Annotated in this window: 14 protein-coding genes and 1 pseudogene; 7 read left to right on the top strand and 8 right to left on the bottom strand. The window is 70.1% G+C overall.

The features are described from left to right. The first annotated feature begins 16 nt into the window (after window positions 1-16). Window positions 17-928 carry a GNAT family N-acetyltransferase gene (locus tag ACFYM6_RS26060; RefSeq protein WP_387279585.1) on the top strand — a complete coding sequence of 304 codons (912 nt, stop codon included), beginning with the start codon at window positions 17-19 and terminating at the stop codon, window positions 926-928. 244 nt (window positions 929-1,172) lie between these two features. Then, window positions 1,173-1,343 carry a hypothetical protein gene (locus ACFYM6_RS26055; protein ID WP_387279584.1) on the top strand — a complete coding sequence of 57 codons (171 nt, stop codon included), beginning with the start codon at window positions 1,173-1,175 and terminating at the stop codon, window positions 1,341-1,343. 51 nt (window positions 1,344-1,394) lie between these two features. Here the strand turns inward: ACFYM6_RS26055 and ACFYM6_RS26050 are convergent, their stop codons facing one another. Beyond that, complete coding sequence (locus ACFYM6_RS26050) at window positions 1,395-1,757, bottom strand: YybH family protein (RefSeq protein WP_387279582.1); 363 nt, start codon at window positions 1,755-1,757, stop codon at window positions 1,395-1,397. 113 nt (window positions 1,758-1,870) lie between these two features. After that, the gene (locus tag ACFYM6_RS26045; protein WP_387279580.1) at window positions 1,871-3,247 is read right to left on the bottom strand and encodes a transaminase; all 1,377 of its coding nucleotides are present in this window, start codon (window positions 3,245-3,247) and stop codon (window positions 1,871-1,873) included. Window positions 3,248-3,413: 166 nt separating this feature from the next. Between ACFYM6_RS26045 and ACFYM6_RS26040 the strand changes: the two genes are divergently transcribed. Together ACFYM6_RS26040 and ACFYM6_RS26035 are read left to right on the top strand one after the other, a co-directional pair. Next, window positions 3,414-4,286 carry an LLM class F420-dependent oxidoreductase gene (locus tag ACFYM6_RS26040; RefSeq protein ID WP_387279578.1) on the top strand — a complete coding sequence of 291 codons (873 nt, stop codon included), beginning with the start codon at window positions 3,414-3,416 and terminating at the stop codon, window positions 4,284-4,286. A 36-nt stretch (window positions 4,287-4,322) separates the two neighbouring features. Then, on the top strand, window positions 4,323-4,820 hold the full coding sequence (locus ACFYM6_RS26035; RefSeq protein ID WP_387279576.1) for a methyltransferase domain-containing protein: 498 nt from the start codon (window positions 4,323-4,325) through the stop codon (window positions 4,818-4,820). Between the two features lie 70 nt (window positions 4,821-4,890). On the opposite strand, the gene ACFYM6_RS26030 is transcribed toward ACFYM6_RS26035, so the two are convergent. From ACFYM6_RS26030 to ACFYM6_RS26020, 3 genes are all read right to left on the bottom strand, one after another. Further along, window positions 4,891-7,479: a M14 family zinc carboxypeptidase gene (locus tag ACFYM6_RS26030; protein ID WP_387279574.1), complete on the bottom strand. Its 2,589-nt coding sequence runs from the start codon at window positions 7,477-7,479 to the stop codon at window positions 4,891-4,893. A gap of 356 nt (window positions 7,480-7,835) precedes the next feature. Further along, complete coding sequence (locus ACFYM6_RS26025; protein ID WP_387279572.1) at window positions 7,836-9,476, bottom strand: amidase; 1,641 nt, start codon at window positions 9,474-9,476, stop codon at window positions 7,836-7,838. Further along, window positions 9,473-9,811, bottom strand: coding sequence for a hypothetical protein (locus ACFYM6_RS26020; RefSeq protein ID WP_387279570.1), 339 nt, complete (start codon window positions 9,809-9,811; stop codon window positions 9,473-9,475). Before ACFYM6_RS26020 ends, ACFYM6_RS26025 begins: the two co-directional genes overlap by 4 nt. A 455-nt stretch (window positions 9,812-10,266) precedes the next feature. Here ACFYM6_RS26020 and ACFYM6_RS26015 point away from each other — a divergent pair, with 455 nt between their 5' ends. Beyond that, window positions 10,267-11,355, top strand: coding sequence for a trypsin-like serine peptidase (locus ACFYM6_RS26015; protein ID WP_387279568.1), 1,089 nt, complete (start codon window positions 10,267-10,269; stop codon window positions 11,353-11,355). A 97-nt stretch (window positions 11,356-11,452) separates the two neighbouring features. On the opposite strand, the gene ACFYM6_RS26010 is transcribed toward ACFYM6_RS26015, so the two are convergent. From ACFYM6_RS26010 to ACFYM6_RS26000, 3 genes are all read right to left on the bottom strand, one after another. Beyond that, window positions 11,453-13,435 (bottom strand): potassium transporter Kup, encoded by a 1,983-nt coding sequence (locus ACFYM6_RS26010; RefSeq protein ID WP_387279566.1) that lies wholly within the window; start codon window positions 13,433-13,435, stop codon window positions 11,453-11,455. A 103-nt stretch (window positions 13,436-13,538) separates the two neighbouring features. Then, window positions 13,539-14,924 (bottom strand): FAD-dependent oxidoreductase, encoded by a 1,386-nt coding sequence (locus ACFYM6_RS26005; RefSeq protein ID WP_387279565.1) that lies wholly within the window; start codon window positions 14,922-14,924, stop codon window positions 13,539-13,541. Between the two features lie 383 nt (window positions 14,925-15,307). After that, window positions 15,308-16,036 carry an NBR1-Ig-like domain-containing protein gene (locus tag ACFYM6_RS26000; protein WP_387279787.1) on the bottom strand — a complete coding sequence of 243 codons (729 nt, stop codon included), beginning with the start codon at window positions 16,034-16,036 and terminating at the stop codon, window positions 15,308-15,310. 109 nt (window positions 16,037-16,145) lie between these two features. On the opposite strand from ACFYM6_RS26000, the gene ACFYM6_RS25995 reads away from it, so the two are divergent. Both ACFYM6_RS25995 and ACFYM6_RS25990 read left to right on the top strand, forming a co-directional pair. After that, window positions 16,146-16,850 (top strand): SH3 domain-containing protein, encoded by a 705-nt coding sequence (locus tag ACFYM6_RS25995; protein ID WP_387279563.1) that lies wholly within the window; start codon window positions 16,146-16,148, stop codon window positions 16,848-16,850. A gap of 697 nt (window positions 16,851-17,547) precedes the next feature. Continuing rightward, window positions 17,548-17,864, top strand: a pseudogene (locus tag ACFYM6_RS25990) (transcription termination factor Rho); the annotation flags it as partial.

The raw sequence follows: 17,864 nt of genomic DNA, 5'->3' as shown, positions 1-17,864 counted from the left end.
TGGGTAGTTTGCCCAGATGACCGCAGTCCCGATGGCCACCTCGCGCCTGCAGTTCCACACCGATCCCGGCGAGTTCCTCGCCGCGGCCGGTGACCACCTGGCCGCCGATCCGGTGATCAGTACGGTAGTGGCCGCCTTCGCGCACCGGCGGTCGGCGCAGCAGGCCGATGGGATCGCGCAGCCCGACCGCGACTGGTGGTTGGTGGTCAGAGACGAGTCCGGCACCGTGGTCGGTGCCGGGATGCGCACAGCTCCGTTCGCGCCCTACCCGCCGTTCCTGCTGCCGATGCCCGACGAGGCGGCCGTGGCCCTGGCCCGCACGTTGCACGAGCGCGGGGAGGAAGTGCTTGCGATCAACGGGGCTCTTCCCGCCGTCGAACTGTGCGCCGCCGAGCTGACCCGGCTCGGTGGGGGTCGGGTGCAGGTCAGGCAACACACGCGGCTGCACGAGCTCGGCGAGCTGGTCCAGCCGGAGCCCGCGCCCGGCGGCCTGGTGGCCGCGACCGAGGACGACGTGGACCTGGTCACGGAGTGGTTCGGCGCGTTCATGGGCGATGCCGACGAACAGGCGGGCCGTCCGCGGGGGGCCAGCGCGCACGAGGTGCCCGAGCGTGCGGAGTTGCTGCGCCGGCTCCGTGCCGGGCGGATGTGGTTCTGGGTCGACAAGGAAGGGCAGCCGGTGCACCTGACGGGCGCCAACCCACCGTCGTACGGGGTCGCGCGGGTGGGTCCGGTGTACACGCCCCCGACGCAGCGCGGGCGCGGCTGGGCCAGCAACGCGGTCGCCGAGGTTTCCCGGCGGCTCCAGGCCGAGGGTGCGCGGGTGTGCCTGTTCACCGACCAGGCGAACCCGACCTCGAACAAGGTCTACGCGAGGCTCGGCTACCGCGCGGTGGTCGACATGGCCAACCTCGTCATCGTGCGCTGACGCGGTACCGGCTCGGCGGTGCGGTCGGGTGCCAGTCCGGCTGACCGCGACCGGCAGCCCGTCGTCACGGCGAGAGCGCCGGGCCGTCAAGTTGGCGTTCCGGCTCGCACGTCCCAGCCCGAAGCTTAGGCTGAACCTTGGCGCCGCCAAGGAGATTCCCTGCTCTGGCCCGCCGGCGCATCGGCCGGCTCGCGTGTTGTGCGCCGCGTCACAGCAGACAGCGGAGATCTCGCTCCCCGTGGGGGTGACCGTGTTTCCGGGCGAGATCTACCGTGCGCCGAGGAGCTGGGCAGAGCAGGCATACCGACAGCTCAACTACTTCAACGAGGTCGACCGGGGCGGTCACTTCGCGGCATGGGAGAAGCCCCAACTGTTCGCGGAGGAGCTTCGAGCGGCCTTCCGGTCGCTGCGATGACCGGGTAAGCCGACCGACGACATCAGCGTCCATCGGACCGGAGACGGTCGGCTACGCCGGCTGGAAGGGCCACTCCTCGAACGACCGGCAGCGCCCGTCCTCGGCGAACCGCATGATCCACAGGTCGCGGTACTCCTGCTCGACCGGGTCGCCGTACCGGACCTCCACTCGGGCGACCGCAGTGTCGCCCTCGACCGCGACGATCTCGCTGGTCAGTTGGAACACCTCGTCGGGGCCGTCGCGCTCGACCTCCCACATCCGGGCTATCGCCGGCAGGCCGATGACCGGTGTCCGGTAAGGCCCCTGCAGGTAACTCGCCGCTTCGGTGAAGAGCGTGGCGAGCAGCTCGGTCCCCGGCGTGCGCCACGCCTGCTCGTAGGCCGCGAGCCAGCCCGTCACCTGCTTCCGATCCACAAGTACCCAGCTTGCCAGCTGACCGGCGTCAGGTGGCGAGATCCGGCCAGGCCACGCGCGAGGCTGTCGCCGTCCGCGGCCGTCACGGCCGGACCGGCCCTGCCGGCGAGCGGTCAGGCCAGCAGCTCGGCGAGCGCGTCGGCGAAGACCTCGTGGTGCCGGGCGACGTCCTCGACGGTGGTCTGCGGGCACATCAGCGCCATGTTGTGGAACGGGGTCAGCAGGACGCCCCGGTTGATCAGGTAGACGTGCAGGTAGTCCTCCAGGTCGGGGTCGGCGCAGGCCGCTGACTCGGTGCCGGTGCGGGGAGCCGGCGCGGCGAAGCGGTACTCCACCCGCGCGCCGAGTTGGCTCACCGACCAGGACAGGGCGTACCCGTCGATGATCTTGCGGATGCCCGCGGCGAAGACGGTCGCCACGTCGATCATGCCGGCGAACGCGTCGTCGGTGAGTACCTCCTGCAGGGTGGCTCGGGTGGCCGCGATCGACACCGGGTTGCCGGCGAGGGTGCCCCCGACACCGCCCATGTCCACGAGGTCGAGGTCCGCCCGGCCGGTCAACGCGGCGGCCAGTTCGGCGGACAGGCCGTACGCGCCGACCGGGACGCCGCCACCGATGGCCTTGCCGATCGTGACCACGTCCGGCGTCAGCCCCCACGCGGCCGTCGCGCCGCCCGGCCCGGCGGAGAAGGTGTGCGTCTCGTCGTTGATGAGGTAGGTGCTGTGCTGCCGGGTGAGCGCGCGAACCCCGTCGAGGTAACCGGGCTCGGGCAGCACGATGCCGATGTTGGTCAGCGCCGGCTCCATCAGCACCGCGGCGACGTCGCCGTGTGCGAGTTCGCGGGCCAGGCCGTCGAGGTCGTTGAATTCGGCGACCCGGCTGGTCACGGTCACGTCGCAGGGGGCGCCGACGTTGCCCTCGCGGCTGCGCGGGCGCCCGTCCGGCCCCACCACGATCAGCGATTCGTCCACGGAGCCGTGGTAGCAGTAGCTGTTGACCAGGATGCGGGGTCGGCCGGTGATGGCGCGCAGCAGCCGGATCGCCCACCGGTTGGCGTCGGTGGCGGTCAGGGTGAAGCTCCAGGTGGGCAGCCCGAAGCGTCGGCTCAGCTCGGCCCCGACCGTCGCCGCCTCCTCAGTGGGCAGCATGGTGCTCCCTCCGCCGAGCTCGGCCAGTCGACGGGTGACCGCGGCGACGACCGGGTCCGGGGAATGTCCGGCCATCGCGCCGGTGTCGCCGAGGCAGAAGTCGACGTAGTCGTGTCCGTCGATGTCGGTAAGTCGGGCCCCGCGGGCCCGGTCCACGTACACCGGGAAGCCGGCGGCGTTCTTGTTCATCCACGTCATCGGCACCTTGCCGAACAGGTGCTCGGCCCGGGCGTACGCGGCGGCCGACCGGGGGTGCCGCTCGACGAACTCGGCCCGCTCCCGCTCAAGGAGCCGGTTGAGACGCGCGCGGTCAACCCCGTCAGCTACGAAATCCGTCGGCATCGGGCGACAGTACCAACGAAGTGCTCATCGAACCAATAGCTGCGCGACCGATTCCGGCCTCTCACGCCGGGCAGCCCAACGACCTCTTCCGTCCGTGGGATGAGCGGAGGACCGGCCCTCCACCCGGCATGATGGGAGGAGCCGCCAGGAACTGGAGGGATGAGGCATGAGACTTGGCCTGCACTACTGGAACTTCTCCACGCCCGCCGACCCGGCGGAGATCGCCCCGGCCCTGGCGGAGACCGCAAGGATCGCGGAGCAGGCCGGCGTCTCGACATTCACGGTCATGGACCACTACTTCCAGATGGAGTTCACCACGTCGGCCGACGAGCCGATGCTCGAGGCCTACACAACCCTGGGCTACGTGGCCGCGAAGACTGAACGGATGACGCTCGGCGTCCTCGTCACCGGGGTGATGTACCGCTACCCGGGCCTGCTCGCCAAGATTGTCACCACTCTGGACGTGCTCTCCGGCGGGCGCGCCCAACTCGGCATCGGCGCGTCGTGGTACGAACGCGAGCAGCGCGGCCTCGGCGTACCGGTCGTCCCGGTCGGCGAGCGCTTCGAACGGCTCGAGGAGACGTTGCAGATCTGCCGGCAGATGTGGAGCGCCAACAACGGCCCGTTCGACGGCAAGCACTACCAACTGGCCGAGACGCTGTGCGTGCCGGCGCCGATCAGCCGACCCCACCCCCCGATCATGATCGGTGGGGGCGGCGAGAAGAAGACCCTGCGGCTCGTGGCCCGCTACGCCGACGCCTGCAACCTGTTCGGCGAGAGCGCCGCCCAGGTCGCGCACAAGCTGGACGTCCTGCGGCAACACTGCGCCGCCGAGGGCCGGGACTACGACAGCATCGAGAAGACCGTGCTGGTCATGCGGCCGCCCCTGGCCGACGTTGACGCGTTCGTGGCCGAGGTGGCCGAGTACGCCGCGCTCGGCGTGACGGAGGTGCAGGCGATGCCCGACCGCCACCCGGTCGAGTTCGCGCAGCAGCTGGCCGAGCAACAGGTCACGACGCTGCTGGCCGAACTTCCCTGAGCTACCGGCGGCCGATCAGCGGCGAACCCACGACCCGTGGCGACCCATCCCTCGCGTGGGCCCCGACGTCGGGGCCGATCGTCAACTATCCTTCCGGAGGTGCCGGCACCGCTGTCGCCCCGCCTCGCCTCGATCGTGAACGCCCTTCCCCTCCAGCCGCACTCCCGCGTCCTGGAGATCGGATGCGGGCCCGGGGCCGCCGCACGAGCCGTGGCAGCCCGGCTCACCACCGGCCACATCCTGGCCATCGACCGATCCGCCCGCGCCGTCGCACAGGCGGAGGCCGGTGCGGCGCCCGAGATCGCGTCCGGCCGCATGAGTGTCCGCCAGGTCGCGGCCGAGGATTTCGTCCTGCACGAAGGCGAAGAACCGTTCGACATCGTGTTCGCCGTCCGCGTCGGCGCCCTCGACGGGCGGCATCCCCAGGCGGGTCAGCGGGTGTTGCCGCGGATCGCCGTGGCGACCAGGGCCGACGCCCGCCTCTTCGTCGACGGCGGCGACCCGCTTCGCGAGCTATCCATCCCGAGGTCGTGAGAGCTCCTGCCGGCGGTCCCGGTGGTGGCCGGGCGCGTCAGCGCGCCCGGCCACCACGATCGAGGTCAGGTCAGCCCTGACCCCCGAGGTACATCGCGTTGAACAGCAGGCGGTAGGTGCCGTGCGACTGGGCCCGGTGCTGCGGCTTGAACCCGATCATCACCACCTGCCCGTCGCCCACCTTGGCCGTGACCACGGCCCCCTTCCCGCCGATGACGTCGTCACCGAGGAGGAAACCGCTCTTCAGCAGGTTCGTCTTCGGCCAGCTGGCCGCCACCGTGACGCCCGTGGCTCCGTGCTCGACCTCGAACGCGGGGCCGTTGGCGACGAACGCCGACGCGGTCGAGGCAAACCCGGCGCCGACCGGGTCGGTCGAGTCGACGTTGAGGTTCAACACCGATCCCGGGATGTTGTACCGGGTGTCGGCCACCCCTTCGGTGACGTCCTTGACCGGCACCCCGAACGCCTTGATCGGCAGCTGGGCCGCCTTGTTCAGGGTCACCAGCGTGCCGCCCGCCTCGACGAACGCCTTGAGCTTGGCCACGCCCGCGTCGGTCATCCCGCCGGTGTACTCCGGCGGCAGCGATCCAGCCGCCCGGCCGTTGCGCATCGAGTTGTACGTGGCGTCGGGCAGCACGATCGTGTCGAACTTCGCCCGCAGGTCGCCGGCCCGAACCGCCGCGTTCGTCAGCTTCTCGTAGCGGAAGCCGAACTGGTCGAGGATCAGCCGGGTCCAACCCTCGTCGTAGTTGTTGAACCCGTCGTACAGGCCGATCCGGGGTGCGGCGAGAGTGGTCACCTTCGCCGGTTTCACGTCCACCGCCGCGATGCTGAGCCCGAGCCGGGTGGCGAGCGACGTCACCCGCTCGTCCGTGCCTGCCGCGGGCGTGACCAGGAAGGTCCCGGCCGGCAGGGTGCCGGTTCGGGTGGTCACCTCGCCACCGCTGCGGGAGACCTTCTCCCCCGCCGCGAGCAGCGAGTTCACCGCGGCCGAGCTGTCGTTGACGCGGGGGTCGAGGGCGTACGCGTACTTCGGTGCGCCCGCCACCACCCCGGTCGGCACGGCCGGCCAGTCGACCTGGCGGGTGGTGGCCGGGACCGGCTGGTCGAGCTTCTCGACGGTGACGCCCATCTGGAACGACAGGGTGTAACCGGTGATGTCGTACGGCGGCTCCAGCGGGCCGCCGGGGTAGAGCCGACGGTCCGGGTACTTCTGCGCGTTGAGCAGGTCCAGGACCGCCGCCCGGTAGGGCTGGGCCTCCCGGACGAGGTAGCTGCCGGCCGGGTAGGTGCGGTTGCCCACGGTGAACGAGCTCACCGCCTGCTCGACCCGGATGTTGTTCCACCGCAGCTTGTCCACCAGCTTCGTGGCGGTCGGGAAGTCGGCCTGGTCGGCCGGGATCACGTAGGTCGTGCGGGCGCCGTCGCGCGCGCCGTCGCGGGCCATCTGCGACGCCCCGTAGAGCAGGGACTCCCGGTCGTCGCTGGCCACGCGCAGCATCGCCCACGAGGCCGTCTTGATGTAGTCGCAGCTCTGCGAGAGGTGCCACTCACCGCCCTTCCAGGGGCTGGGGTAGAACACCGACGGCTCGCTGGTCGAGGTGCCGTCCGCGAAGGTCTTCGGGAACGTCGCGGGGTCGTACACCCGGGGCGTCGCCGAGGCGTGCGCCGTCTCGGTCAGGATGCCGATCTGGTTGTGGTAGTACGGCGCGGTCCGCGCGCCGCCGTTCCACCAGATGTCGTACGACTGGCGCGCCAGCGCGCCGCCCTTGTCCTCCCGTTCCAACCGCTGCCCCATCGCGTCGCCGACGAGGTTGACGCCGCGGACCACCTGGGGGTGGATGTTCGGGTTCAGCGGGTCCTCGTACGGCGGGATGCTGATTCGCGCCGGGAAGACCGCCGTCTGGTGCACGTTGTGCATGACCTGCGGGATCCACTCGTGGAACAGTTGACGCCCGACGTTCTGGGTCTCCTGCAGGTTGAACATGTACCAGTCACGGTTGTTGTCGTGCCCGGCGTACTTCTGGTAGAGCTCCGGATAGCCGGCGTCCTGGTAGGGACCGCCGAGGTTCTGGCGGTACCACTCGGCGACCTTGGTCCCGCCGTCCGGGTTGACGTTCGGCACCAGCAGGGTGATGACGTTGTCGCGGATCGCGCGCGCCTCGGGCGTCTCGCTGGTCACCAGGTCGTAGGCGAACTGCGGGGCGGTCTGGTGACCGGCCACCTCGGTGGAGTGGATGCCGAAGTCGACCCAGGCGATGGCCTTGCCGTTCTTCGCCAGGTCACGCGCCTCCGGTGCGGAGAGCGCGTCGCCCTGGGACAGCTGTACCGAGGTCTTCCGGTAGCGCTCGAGGTCCTTGTCCTTGAGGTTCTTCTCCGAGGAGACGATGGCCATCAGTTGCGGCCGGCCCTCGCTGGTCTTGCCGATCTCGACCAGCTTCATCCGGTCGCTGGCCTTGTCCAGCGCACGGTAGTAGTCGGCGATCTGCTCGTACGTGGCCAGTTTGTAGTCCGCGCAGGGCACCCAGCCGATCACGGACTCCGGCTTCGGCACCCGGTCTCCTGCGGTGGCGACGGTTCCCGACGTCAGCACCGGCGTACCGATCAACGTCAGTACGCAGGCGAGTGGCACCGCGGTCCGAGACAGTCTTCGTTTCACCTGACACCCCTTCACAGCACATTGCACGACGGAAAAGGGACCGACAGGGGCGGCCGCGCCAGATCGGATGAGATCGATTCAACAGGCTTCGATCAATTTCAGGAACGCTCTCGGCGGCAATTGAGCAAATCTTGAGCCTTGCTGATGTTGCCGAACCCGACCCGGACAGCCTGGTCCGGGGTGATTGGCCTCGCGTCCGCGGTCCGGCTGGTCGACAGGCGAGGTATTGAACGAAGGCAGACGTTTCAATGGCACGGCAGAATTGCGGTCGAGGTTTTCCTCAACGACCGCACACATATTCGCCCCGCGACCCGTCGAACCGGAGGGCGGGAACACTTTCCCGCCCTCCGTCTGGGCTACTGGGTGAGCTCGGCGACCTGTTCAGCCGTCAGCCGAAGCGCCTCCGCAGGAGCTTCAGCGCGCATCCTGGCCGCCGCGGGCGGGTCGGCGGGCCGCCGCAGATGCCAGTCCGTCGTCGCCTGGTAGGCGGCCACCACCGACAACAGCCGGTCCTCGGCGTACGGCAGTCCGCCGAGGATGGTGCCGATCGGCACGCCCGCGGCGGTGAACCCGATCGGGAAGGCGATCTCCGGCAGACCCAGGATGTCGAAGGGCACCGGGTCGGTCTGCACCACCACGTCGCACACGTCGAACAGGTCGTTGAGCACCCGTTCCATCAGCAGCAGTTTGGCCCGCTGACCGGTGAGGAACTCGTTGCCACCCAGCAACGCTCCCTGCAGCCAACTGGTCACTGACACGCCGAAACCGCGCAGGTCTGTCCGCAGGTACGGCATGAACGGCTCGCTGCGCTCCGGCAGCCGAATGTTGTTGAAGGTGCTGCCGGTCAGTTGGCTCCACCCGTCCGGCAGGGACACGTCCACCAGCGCCGCCCCGGGTATCTCGGCGAGTTGGGCCAGGTACGCCTGGCGGGCCGCCGCGGTGGCCGAGGTGCCGTTGGTGAAGCCGGGCAGCACACCGATCCTGGTGTTCCACCGCAACCTGACCCGGTTCCTCTGGTAGACCGGGGTGGCCGCGTCGATGAGCTCGGGCACGTCGGGCAGTCCCTGGCTGCGCGGGTCCGCCGGGTCCTCGCCCGCCATCGCGGTCAGCATGATGGCGGCGTCCTTGGCATCGCGCGCCAGCGGGCCCGGATGGTCACGGGTGTAGCTGAGCGGGATGACGCCGGTCGCCGAGACGCGGCCCATGGTCGGCTTGAGTCCGGTCAGGTTCTGGGCGTTGGAGGGTGCGGTGATCGAGCCACCGGTCTGGGTGCCGATGCCGGAGGTGGCCATCCGGCCGGCCACCGCGGTGGCGGTGCCGGTGGACGATCCGCCGGGGTCGGTGTTGCGGTTGGTCGGCGTCCAGGCGTTCACCGTGGTGATCACGCCGGCGGGCGTGGTGGCACGGGTGGTGGCCAGCGGGCCCATCTGCGTCTTACCGAGGACGATCGCGCCGCCCGCCTTGAGCCGGGCCACCGCGGTCGCGTCGTACGGCGGCACGAAGTCCTTGAACAGGAAGGAGTTCGCGGTCGTCAGGACGCCTTCGGTGTAGTAGTTGTCCTTGATGGCCAGGGGAATGCCATGGAGCGCGCCGAGTCGTGGCGCGCGGACGGCAGCGCGTGCCGCCGCGGTGGCCGCGTCGGCGAGCACCAGGTTGAACGCCTGGTAGGTGCTGTCGTACGTGGAGATGCGGGCCAGGTACGCCTCGACCAACTGTTCGGGGGTCAGCTTGTTGGCGCGGATGAGCCAGGCCGCCTCGGCGATGGTCAGCTCGGTCGGATCGGCGACCGCCTCCGGCCGGGGCTGGGTGTAGGCGTTGGGCTGGTCCAGGGCCCGGTTCCTGGTCCCCGCCCCGGGGTCCACGGACAGCGGGCCGACCGCCAGCGCCAACGACGGCGAGGCGACGGTGGCCCCTGCCGCGGAGGCGATGGCCAGCGCGGCGGCGCGGGCCAGGAACACGCGACGGTCGATCGAACGGTCGAGTGGTTCGCCAGTCATGCCTTCCGCCATTCTGCGCTGTTCGAGGGGTACAGAATCGGCACATGTTGCTGCGACAGCGCCCTCCCGACCTCGGGATCCGTGGCGTCGGGGGCGGGCAACTGGTACGCGGCCAGCGTCGCCACGGTGCCGCGCAGAAACGAGCGCAGCGAGGCGAGCACCGAATCCCGGCCCGGCGAGCCGGTCTCCGGGTCGGCGGCGCTTCCTGGCGGAAGTTGATCGAGATCGATACCGAGCGTGGCCAGCCGAGCTCGGATCAGGGTGTTCAGCTCAGCATCGGTGGGCGGAGTAGGGGCCATGGTGCTCCTCTGGTGATGCACGTCGCCGTGTTCCATCGAAGTGAGCCGAACCTAGGCTGGCCACACTGCCTGGAGGCACCTCAGGCATGGAAATTGAGGGACTCTTGAGTCTGCCCGTCCGAGGTGGACGAAGGCCGCCACGGTGACGAGCATGGGGGTGCCTGGTTGCCCGGACAGTCAAGGGCGCGACGTCGAGATGATCTCCACTGCGCCGAGTGCTGTCCGCATCCGTGCCACGGCCACCACGACCGCCGGCGTATCCCACGCCGGCGACACCCATCTCCGCGCAATTCCCGGCCGCGGCTCTCCCGCGAGTTCCGGCGAACACGGCACTACGCCCTACGCATCTAGGCAGGTCAATGCCATAGGAAAGGCGTCGCCACTTTCGTTACATTTTCCTTCATCTGCCTACTTGATATTCAAGTGATGACCGTCAATGCTTCTGCGGCAGTACTTTGGGCTCCCGACCCGCTATCCGAAAGGTAGGGAACATGTCCACAAGACTGCTCCGCGGCCTGGCAGCTCTCGCGGTGGTGACCGCGGCGACGCTGGCCACGGCGGGGACCGCGGGCGCCGCCCCGGCCACCCTCAGCACGTCGAACAGCGCCGTCATCGGAAGCTACGCACAGCTCAGCCCCGAGGTGGCCCGTACCGCCACGGGCAACGGCCCCGACGCCCGGCAGCGGGCCCTGGCAGCGTACTGGACCCCGACCCGAATGAAGGCGGCCAAGCCGGACACCGAGATTCCCACGGTGAAGGCGGCGCTCGCCGCGCGCGACAGCGCCGGGAACCGGGCGACCAGCACCACCCGCCCGCAGGGGCCGTCCGGCAGCGTGGCCCCGGCCGCGCCCGCCGTCGAACCGAAGGCCAGCGGATCCACCGCCACCTCGCCCGGCATGTCGACGCAGGCCTACTACCCCAACTACCCGGTCGGTCACCCGGTGGCCCGCACCTCCGGCAAGGTCTACTTCACCCTCAACGGCGGCAACTACGTCTGCTCGGCGACCATCGTGAACACCGAGGGCAAGTCCGAGGTGTGGACCGCGGGTCACTGCCTCACCGGCAACCGGGCGTGGGCGACCAACTGGACCTTCGTCCCGAACTACAACAACGGATCGGCCCCCTACGGCTACTGGTACGCCACCCAGTTGTGGACGACCACGGCCTGGTTCAACAACAACGGTGACTTCGCCAACGACGTCGGGTCGGCAGTGATGGCCCGCAGCAACGGCTGGCGGATCACCGACTACCTCGGCGGACAGGGAATCGCCTGGAACTACCCGATCGGCCAGTACGACTACGCCTTCGGCTACCCGGCCGCGTCCCCATTCAACGGTGAGGTGCTCACCGCGGAGAACGGCCCGACCTACGACGGGGGCGGCGGCACCATCTACATGCTGAACTACATGACGGGTGGTTCATCCGGCGGGGGCTGGCTGATGTCGTTCGACGGCAACTGGGGCTATCTCAACGGACACAACGACTTCAAGTACAACACCCTGCCGCAGTACATGTTCTCGCCGTACTACGGCAACCAGGTGGCCGACCTGTACAACACGGTCCGGAACATCTCCAGCTAGTGCGACCGAACGGCGCCGGGTCCGCCTCGGACCCGGCGCCGTCCGTCATCCAGGTCGTTCGGATCCTGACGCATCGCGCCGCCTGATCGACACAGGCTCAGACGGGGACTTCGGCGCTGAGGACGATGGTCTTCTCCTCCGGGAGGTGGAGGAACTCGGCCTGACTGGCGGCGTTGTGGGCGAGGCCGATGAACAGGCGTTTCCGCCAGGTGGCCAGCCCGGGATGTGGGGTGCACCGCAAGGTGATCCTCGAGACGAAGTAGGAGACCTCGTCGAGGTCTATCCCGCTGGCGAGGGGGTGGGTCGCGGCGCGGCGCAGGACCTCGGGGAAGTCGGTGGGATCCTGGAAGCCGAACACGGCGGTGATGTGGATGATGCCGTCGTTCGGGTCGCCGAGGTCATCGAGGGTCAGCCGCTGATCCCATGGAATGTGCGGGACGTTCGCGGTACGGCCGGTAATGAACACAATTCGCTCATGCCGGATATGGTTGTGCGCGACGTTCGCGCGCAGTGCCAGCGGGGTGGTGTCCTTGTTCGGATGGGGGAAGACCGCGGTGCCCGGCACCCGCGGGATGTCCGCGGCGTGCAGGGTGTCGATGAAGTCCGACAGTGGTCCTTCCCGTTCGGTCCGTCGCGGGGTGACCAGCTCGGCTCCGCGCCGCCAGGTCATCAGGATCGTGAACAGGGCTACCGCGATGAGCAGCGTCAGCCAGCCACCGTGGCTGACCTTGGCCAGGTTCGCGGTGAAGAAGATCAGCTCGATGCTGCCGAAGACGGCCCCGAACAGCACCACCCGCCGAGCGGACCAGCGCCACAGCGCCCGCGCGACGACCAGGACCAGAGTCGTGGTGATCAGGAAGGTGCCGGTGACCGCCACCCCGTAGGCCGCGGCGAGTTTCGTCGAGGAGCCGAACGCGAACACCACCACCAGGACCGCCGCGAACAGGCTCCAGTTCACTCCGGGCAGGTAGATCTGCCCGTACTCGCGCTGGGACGTCTGCCGGATGCGCAGGTGCGGCAGGAACCCCAGTCGCATGGCCTCCCGGGACACCGAGAAGGCCCCGGAGATCACCGCCTGGGACGCGATCACGGTGGCCACGGTGGCCAGGACGACCATCGGCAGCCGCGCCCATTCCGGCATCAGGAGGAAGAACGGATTGGCCCGGCTGTCCGGTGCGCGTAGAATCAGCGCGCCCTGACCCAGATAGTTGAGGGTCAGCGCGGGAAACACGATGGCGAACCAGGCCCGGCGGATCGGGGCGCGCCCGAAGTGGCCCATGTCGGCGTAGAGCGCCTCAGCGCCGGTGATCGCCAGCACCACCGCGCCCATCGCGACGAACGCGATGATCGGGTGGTCGACGACGAACAGAGCGGCATACGTCGGCGACAGCCCGCCCAGGATGCTCGGGCGACGGAACACCTCGGCCGCGCCGGCCACGCCCAGGCAGGCGAACCAGAGCAGCATGATCGGCCCGAAGATGTTCCCGACCCGTCCGGTGCCCCACCGCTGCCCGGCGAACAGCACGGTGAGGATCGCCGCCGACACCGGCAGCACGACCACCGCCAACTGCGGGGACGTGACCTCCAGCCCCTCCACTGCCGACAGCACCGAGATCGCCGGAGTGATCACACTGTCGCCGTAGAACAGGGCGGCGCCGAGCGCCCCGAGCGCCAGCACGCTGGCGGCGCGCCTTCCGTTGGCGTTGCGCAGCGCCTGTCGGGCGAGGGCGGCCAGGGCCATCACCCCGCCCTCGCCGTGGTTGTCGGCACGCAGAATGAAGATCACATACTTGATCGACACGATCAGGGTGATCGACCAGAAGACCAGCGAGATCACGCCGAACACGTCGCGAGAGCCCGGGTCCAGGCCCCGGTCGAGCGTGAAGACGGTCTTCAGCGCGTACAGCGGGCTGGTGCCGATGTCCCCGTACACCACACCCAACGCGCCGAGCAGCAAGGTCGCCCCCGCCGCTTTTCCCGCCGCCGGGCCCGCCAGCGATGTCTGCGACGCCGTTCCACCGTCTTCCGTCGGCTCGGTGCCGCCTACCGCAGGCTGCTCGTTGTTCGCTTGCTCCGACACCCCACAGGCATACCAACCCGCACGCCGCCATCTACCAGGGAAACCGGAACTGTACGGACGTGATTTTCTTTCGCCCGCCGAACTCGGTGGGATGGACGCCGGTTCACCCGGCGACCAACTCCTCGACCTGCGCCGCCGGTTCGCGGTGGGCCACCTGAGGCGTGGTGCGCCGGCCGGACCACAGCACCCGGGCGACGATGCCCGGCCCAAAGAGCCCCGGCGGCGGCGTCATCAGGTTGGCCACGCTCAGGAAGCGCCGACCGACGACCGGGTGCCGCGCGGCGGCGGCATGCAGCCGGGTGACGTACCCGTTGAGGAAGCGGGTCCGGCGGCTGCGCGGTCCGACGACCGCCGGGTAGCGCAGGTCGGCGCCGACGGCCATGTCCCACGGCACGTCCACCACCTTCGCCGCTCCGGCGAAGAAGCGGCGGGGCAGTTCCCGCCGGCCGTGCCGGAGACAGTCGCGCAGCACCATCGCCTCCGCCGCGGCCACCGTCATGCCCTGCCCGTACGCCGGGTTGAAGCTGCAGATCGCGTCGGCGAACGCGATGAAGCCCTCCGGCAGGCGGGCGAGGCGCTCGTAGCGGCGGCGCACGCTGGTGGGCAGCCGCATCCGCTTCGGCGGGCCGAGCGGCTCCGCCCGGCTCAGCAGCGCGTGCAGCTCCGGGGCGGGCAGCCGCCCGGCGAAGGCGAGGTAACCCTCGGGGTCGATCGGCGGAGCCTGCTCCGGGCCGACGCCGAACAGCGTGACCATCCACCGGGCGCCCTCGGCCGAGATGGCCACCCCGCCGTACGGGACGGCCGGCGACGGGCTGCTGACGAAGGCGGCGAAGTTGGCCTCGCCCGGGGTACGGCGGTAGTCGCGGGAGACGTACACCGTGTGGGGGTCCACCCGGTCCTCGACGGGCGGCTGGTAGCCGAGCTCGGCGAGCCAGGTGGGACCGCGGTTGCCGCGGCCGGTCGCGTCCACGACCAGGTCGGCGGCGTGGCGCTCCTCCCGTCCACCTCGAGGCAGGATCCGCGCGCCGGTGACGCTGCCGCCGTCGGCGTCGACGAGCAGCCCCAACGCCTCGCACCTGTCCCGGATCTCCACGTTGGGCAGGGCACGGACCCGGCCCCGGACGTACGCCTCCAGGGCGCGCCGGCTGACGCAGAGCCCCTCCAGCCCGGAGGCGACCCGGGGGATCCGGTGGCCGTCGTTGACCCAGAGGCAGTCCCGTTGGATGTCGATGGCGGCGGCCCCCTGGGCAGTCAGGTCGACGGTCAGACCGGGGAAGAGCTCCTCCAGGATCTGCCGGCCCCGGGCGAGCAGGCCGTGAGAGTGCCCGCTCTGCGGCACGCCCTTGCGGTCGGCGGCCTCCGCCGGCAACTCGTCCCGGTCGAAGACGGTCACCTTCGCGTACGACTCGCTCAGCACCCGCGCCGCGAGCAGACCGCCGATGCTGCCGCCGAGGACGACCGCCCGCCCGGTCTCATTGGTGGTGGACACGGTTGACTCCGTTTCATCAAATGGATGCCTACAGTCAGCGGCACGGCGTCGCCGCAGGGAAAGCGAATTGGCGGACGGCTAGCTGACAGTGAATTTCCCGTCAGCGGCCCCACCCTTTCCGATCTGTCGACCGATCGATTTCCGGCGGACAAAATCGCTGCTCAGGCCGCAACGATGGGCCTCGCGGCGGACATGGTGACCGACATCTCAGTCGTCAACCGGTCAGTAGTTGCCGGCTATCAGCTCACCGAAAGGAGGACGGGGCGACCCGGCCGATCAGGCACCCCGAAAAGGCGTAAAGGCAACTGCCCCCCGGCGACGAACGGTCAGCACCCCGTCAAATTGGCAGGACCTCCCGAACCGACCGCCGAGCACCGTCGTCGTCAGGGTGACCATCGGCTGTCGCGACGCGTGTCCGGTTGCACGGCGTAAATGGTGCAGTGCAGCGGCAGCGACTGGGAACCGGGATAGTAGAGCCGTCCCGTCGCGTCGGTGATCTTGAAGTATGCCGTGCAGGCGGCCTCGACGTGCGGTGCGCGCAGCCGAACCCGGATCACCGCCTCGGCGCCAGGATCCACCTCGCCGAATCGCACCCGGATCGGCGACTGGAGCCAGCCGGCCACCCCCGGTGCGCCCTGCCGGGTCAGCCACCGCCCGCGCCAGGGCACCGGGCCGACGTTGCGCACCGTCCAGGTCTTGTCGAACGCCTGGCCGACCGACACCACCGTGCCGTCCGGTGGATCCTCGGCCATGAGCAGGCAGCAGTCGGCCGGATCGTGGTCGACCGGCACACTGCCCCCAGCCACCGCCGGAAAGCAGGCGACGCCGCCCAAGTGGCGCAGCCGGGCGTCCCGCAGCGACGTCTCCCGGCCGACCCGGACCGCCGCCTCCAGGTCCAGGAACTGGCCGAGCAAGGCCTGCCCCGCCCCGAACGTCGCGTCGTACCACTCCACCAGGCCGCGGCTGGGCTTGGTCAGCCCTCGCTCCACCCGGGACAGGTGTCCCTTTCCCCACCCGGACAGGTCCGCAGCGCGGGTCAGGGACGTCTCCGCCGACTCACGCAGCTCCCGCATCCGCGCCCCGATCACCTCACGCGCCTGCGCCGCCCGCATGTGCGTCACGCCCTCCCCGACCGTTGCCTACCTCGCCAACCGGTGACCCGTCCCCGATCCTCGGCAGACAGGCCCGTTATATAGGAATCAATGGATCTGGGGGAAGGGCATGACACTGCTGGAGAGGCCGAGAAGGCGTACTACCCGTTGGCTAGCCCGCACCGTCCTGGCACTGGTCGTCACCACCGCCACCACGCTTGGCCTGGCGGCGCCGGCGCTCGCCGCCACCGGCACTGTCCAGGCATCCGGTGGCCTCTACGTCCGCTCCGGTCCGGGCACCGGCTACTCGGTCGTCGGCAGCGTGGCCAACGGCGCCACGGTCAACATCACCTGCCAGACGACCGGCGAGTGGATCAACGGCAACTGGGGCGCCACGAACATCTGGGACCGGCTGGACAACGGCGGGTACGTCTCCGACGGCTTCGTCTACACCGGCAGCAACGGCCAGGTCGCACCGAGTTGCAGCAGCAGTCGGGCTGACAACGCGGTCGCCTGGTACGAAGCCCGGTTCGGGTCGACCGCGTACGAGGGCTACTGCGAGATGGCAGCCGAGAACGCGTACGGCCGGACCGGCATCTACGCCTCCGCAATGGCGGACTGGAACGACGCCGTGGCTCGCGGCACCGCCCACCGGGGCGACCTGAACGCGCCCCGCGGTGCCCTGGTCTTCTGGAACATCAGCGCCCCGTACGGGCACGTCGGCATCTCCCGCGGTGACGGCAGCTTCGTGGCGACCAGCGTGAACGGGCGGATCGGCTCCGCCCGGCTGCCCTACTACGCCAACTACCTCGGCTGGAGCTGGCCGAACTTCTGACCGGGTGGACGGGCGGCGGGCCGATCTGCCGCCCGTCTCGTCGCCGTCCCACCGCATCCCTGGGGGCGAACGGCGGCCTGTTCTCCCTCGCCGACGCCTCGAGGTAGCGGCGCCGGGCCGGTAGCCGGCCCCCGCTCGACCAGCGACGGACGGGTCCGGCGCGCCCCAGCGAGGACGCCGCGTCCAGTCAACGGAGCTCCTGTCCCCGTCGGCGCGTCCCGCACTGCAGGGAGCATCCGCCTGGGCAACCTGCTTGCCCAGCCCGGCGGCCCTGGGTTAACCTTCCGACGGGCCCGGATGCCGGCGCGCAGCGCCACCCGGAGCCCGATCCCCGCACTTTCCCGCCGGCGCACCGCCCGCCACACTGCGGGCGCCTCGGCCCGAACTCCTGAGCCGCAGCCGATCCGCGAGCCCCCAGCGATTCGTCGCTTTGCATGACGCCCGCCAGTGGCGAAGCAGGCGGCAGTCGAACGCGGGCCGGCGAGGTGGCGACCAGGTGTGGCCGGACCCCCGCTCGCGCCAGCGTCCGCCGGTGCGCTCCCCGCTCGCACGGCATCCATTTCCGCTCCCGGCTGCTCACCCTCACCGCCCGCGCCGGGACCGTCGCGCCGGTCCTTGGCACCGGCACGCCCGGAACCCGACGTTTCAGCCCGTCACCGCCAGTCTCCGGCAGGCGACCGGACCCCACCACACCGAAAGGCACCCGATGAGCACCCTGTCAACCTCACCGGTCCCGGTCAGCGGCATCCTCGACACCGTCGACGACCACGCCCTGCTCCGGGTCGACGGCTATCTGCCCTCCGCCGCCGACGCGTACGTCACCGCCGCCCAACTGCGCCGGTACGGCCTACGTCGCGGCGACCTGATCACCGGCGCGGCCGCCGCTGCACCGCACCGGGGCCGACATGCCCCGTTGGTTCGGCTGGACACCATCAACGGGATGGAGCCGGATGAGGCGAAGCGCCGGCCGGAGTTCTACAAGCTCACTCCGCTGTACCCGCAGGAGCGGCTGCG

The organism is Micromonospora sp. NPDC006431, from assembly GCF_042870725.1.
Taxonomy (GTDB): domain Bacteria; phylum Actinomycetota; class Actinomycetes; order Mycobacteriales; family Micromonosporaceae; genus Micromonospora.
This window is presented reverse-complemented; position numbering and strand designations above follow the sequence as displayed.

What these genes read in the sequence shown, in the direction of transcription:
- ACFYM6_RS26060 (WP_387279585.1), top strand. Translation starts at nt 17, where the DNA reads ATGACCGCAGTCCCGATGGCCACCTCGCGCCTGCAGTTCCACACCGAT.
- ACFYM6_RS26045 (WP_387279580.1), bottom strand. Translation starts at nt 3,247, where the DNA reads ATGCCGACGGATTTCGTAGCTGACGGGGTTGACCGCGCGCGTCTCAAC.
- ACFYM6_RS26040 (WP_387279578.1), top strand. Translation starts at nt 3,414, where the DNA reads ATGAGACTTGGCCTGCACTACTGGAACTTCTCCACGCCCGCCGACCCG.
- ACFYM6_RS26025 (WP_387279572.1), bottom strand. Translation starts at nt 9,476, where the DNA reads ATGACTGGCGAACCACTCGACCGTTCGATCGACCGTCGCGTGTTCCTG.
- ACFYM6_RS26020 (WP_387279570.1), bottom strand. Translation starts at nt 9,811, where the DNA reads ATGGAACACGGCGACGTGCATCACCAGAGGAGCACCATGGCCCCTACT.
- ACFYM6_RS26015 (WP_387279568.1), top strand. Translation starts at nt 10,267, where the DNA reads ATGTCCACAAGACTGCTCCGCGGCCTGGCAGCTCTCGCGGTGGTGACC.
- ACFYM6_RS26000 (WP_387279787.1), bottom strand. Translation starts at nt 16,036, where the DNA reads ATGCGGGCGGCGCAGGCGCGTGAGGTGATCGGGGCGCGGATGCGGGAG.
- ACFYM6_RS25995 (WP_387279563.1), top strand. Translation starts at nt 16,146, where the DNA reads ATGACACTGCTGGAGAGGCCGAGAAGGCGTACTACCCGTTGGCTAGCC.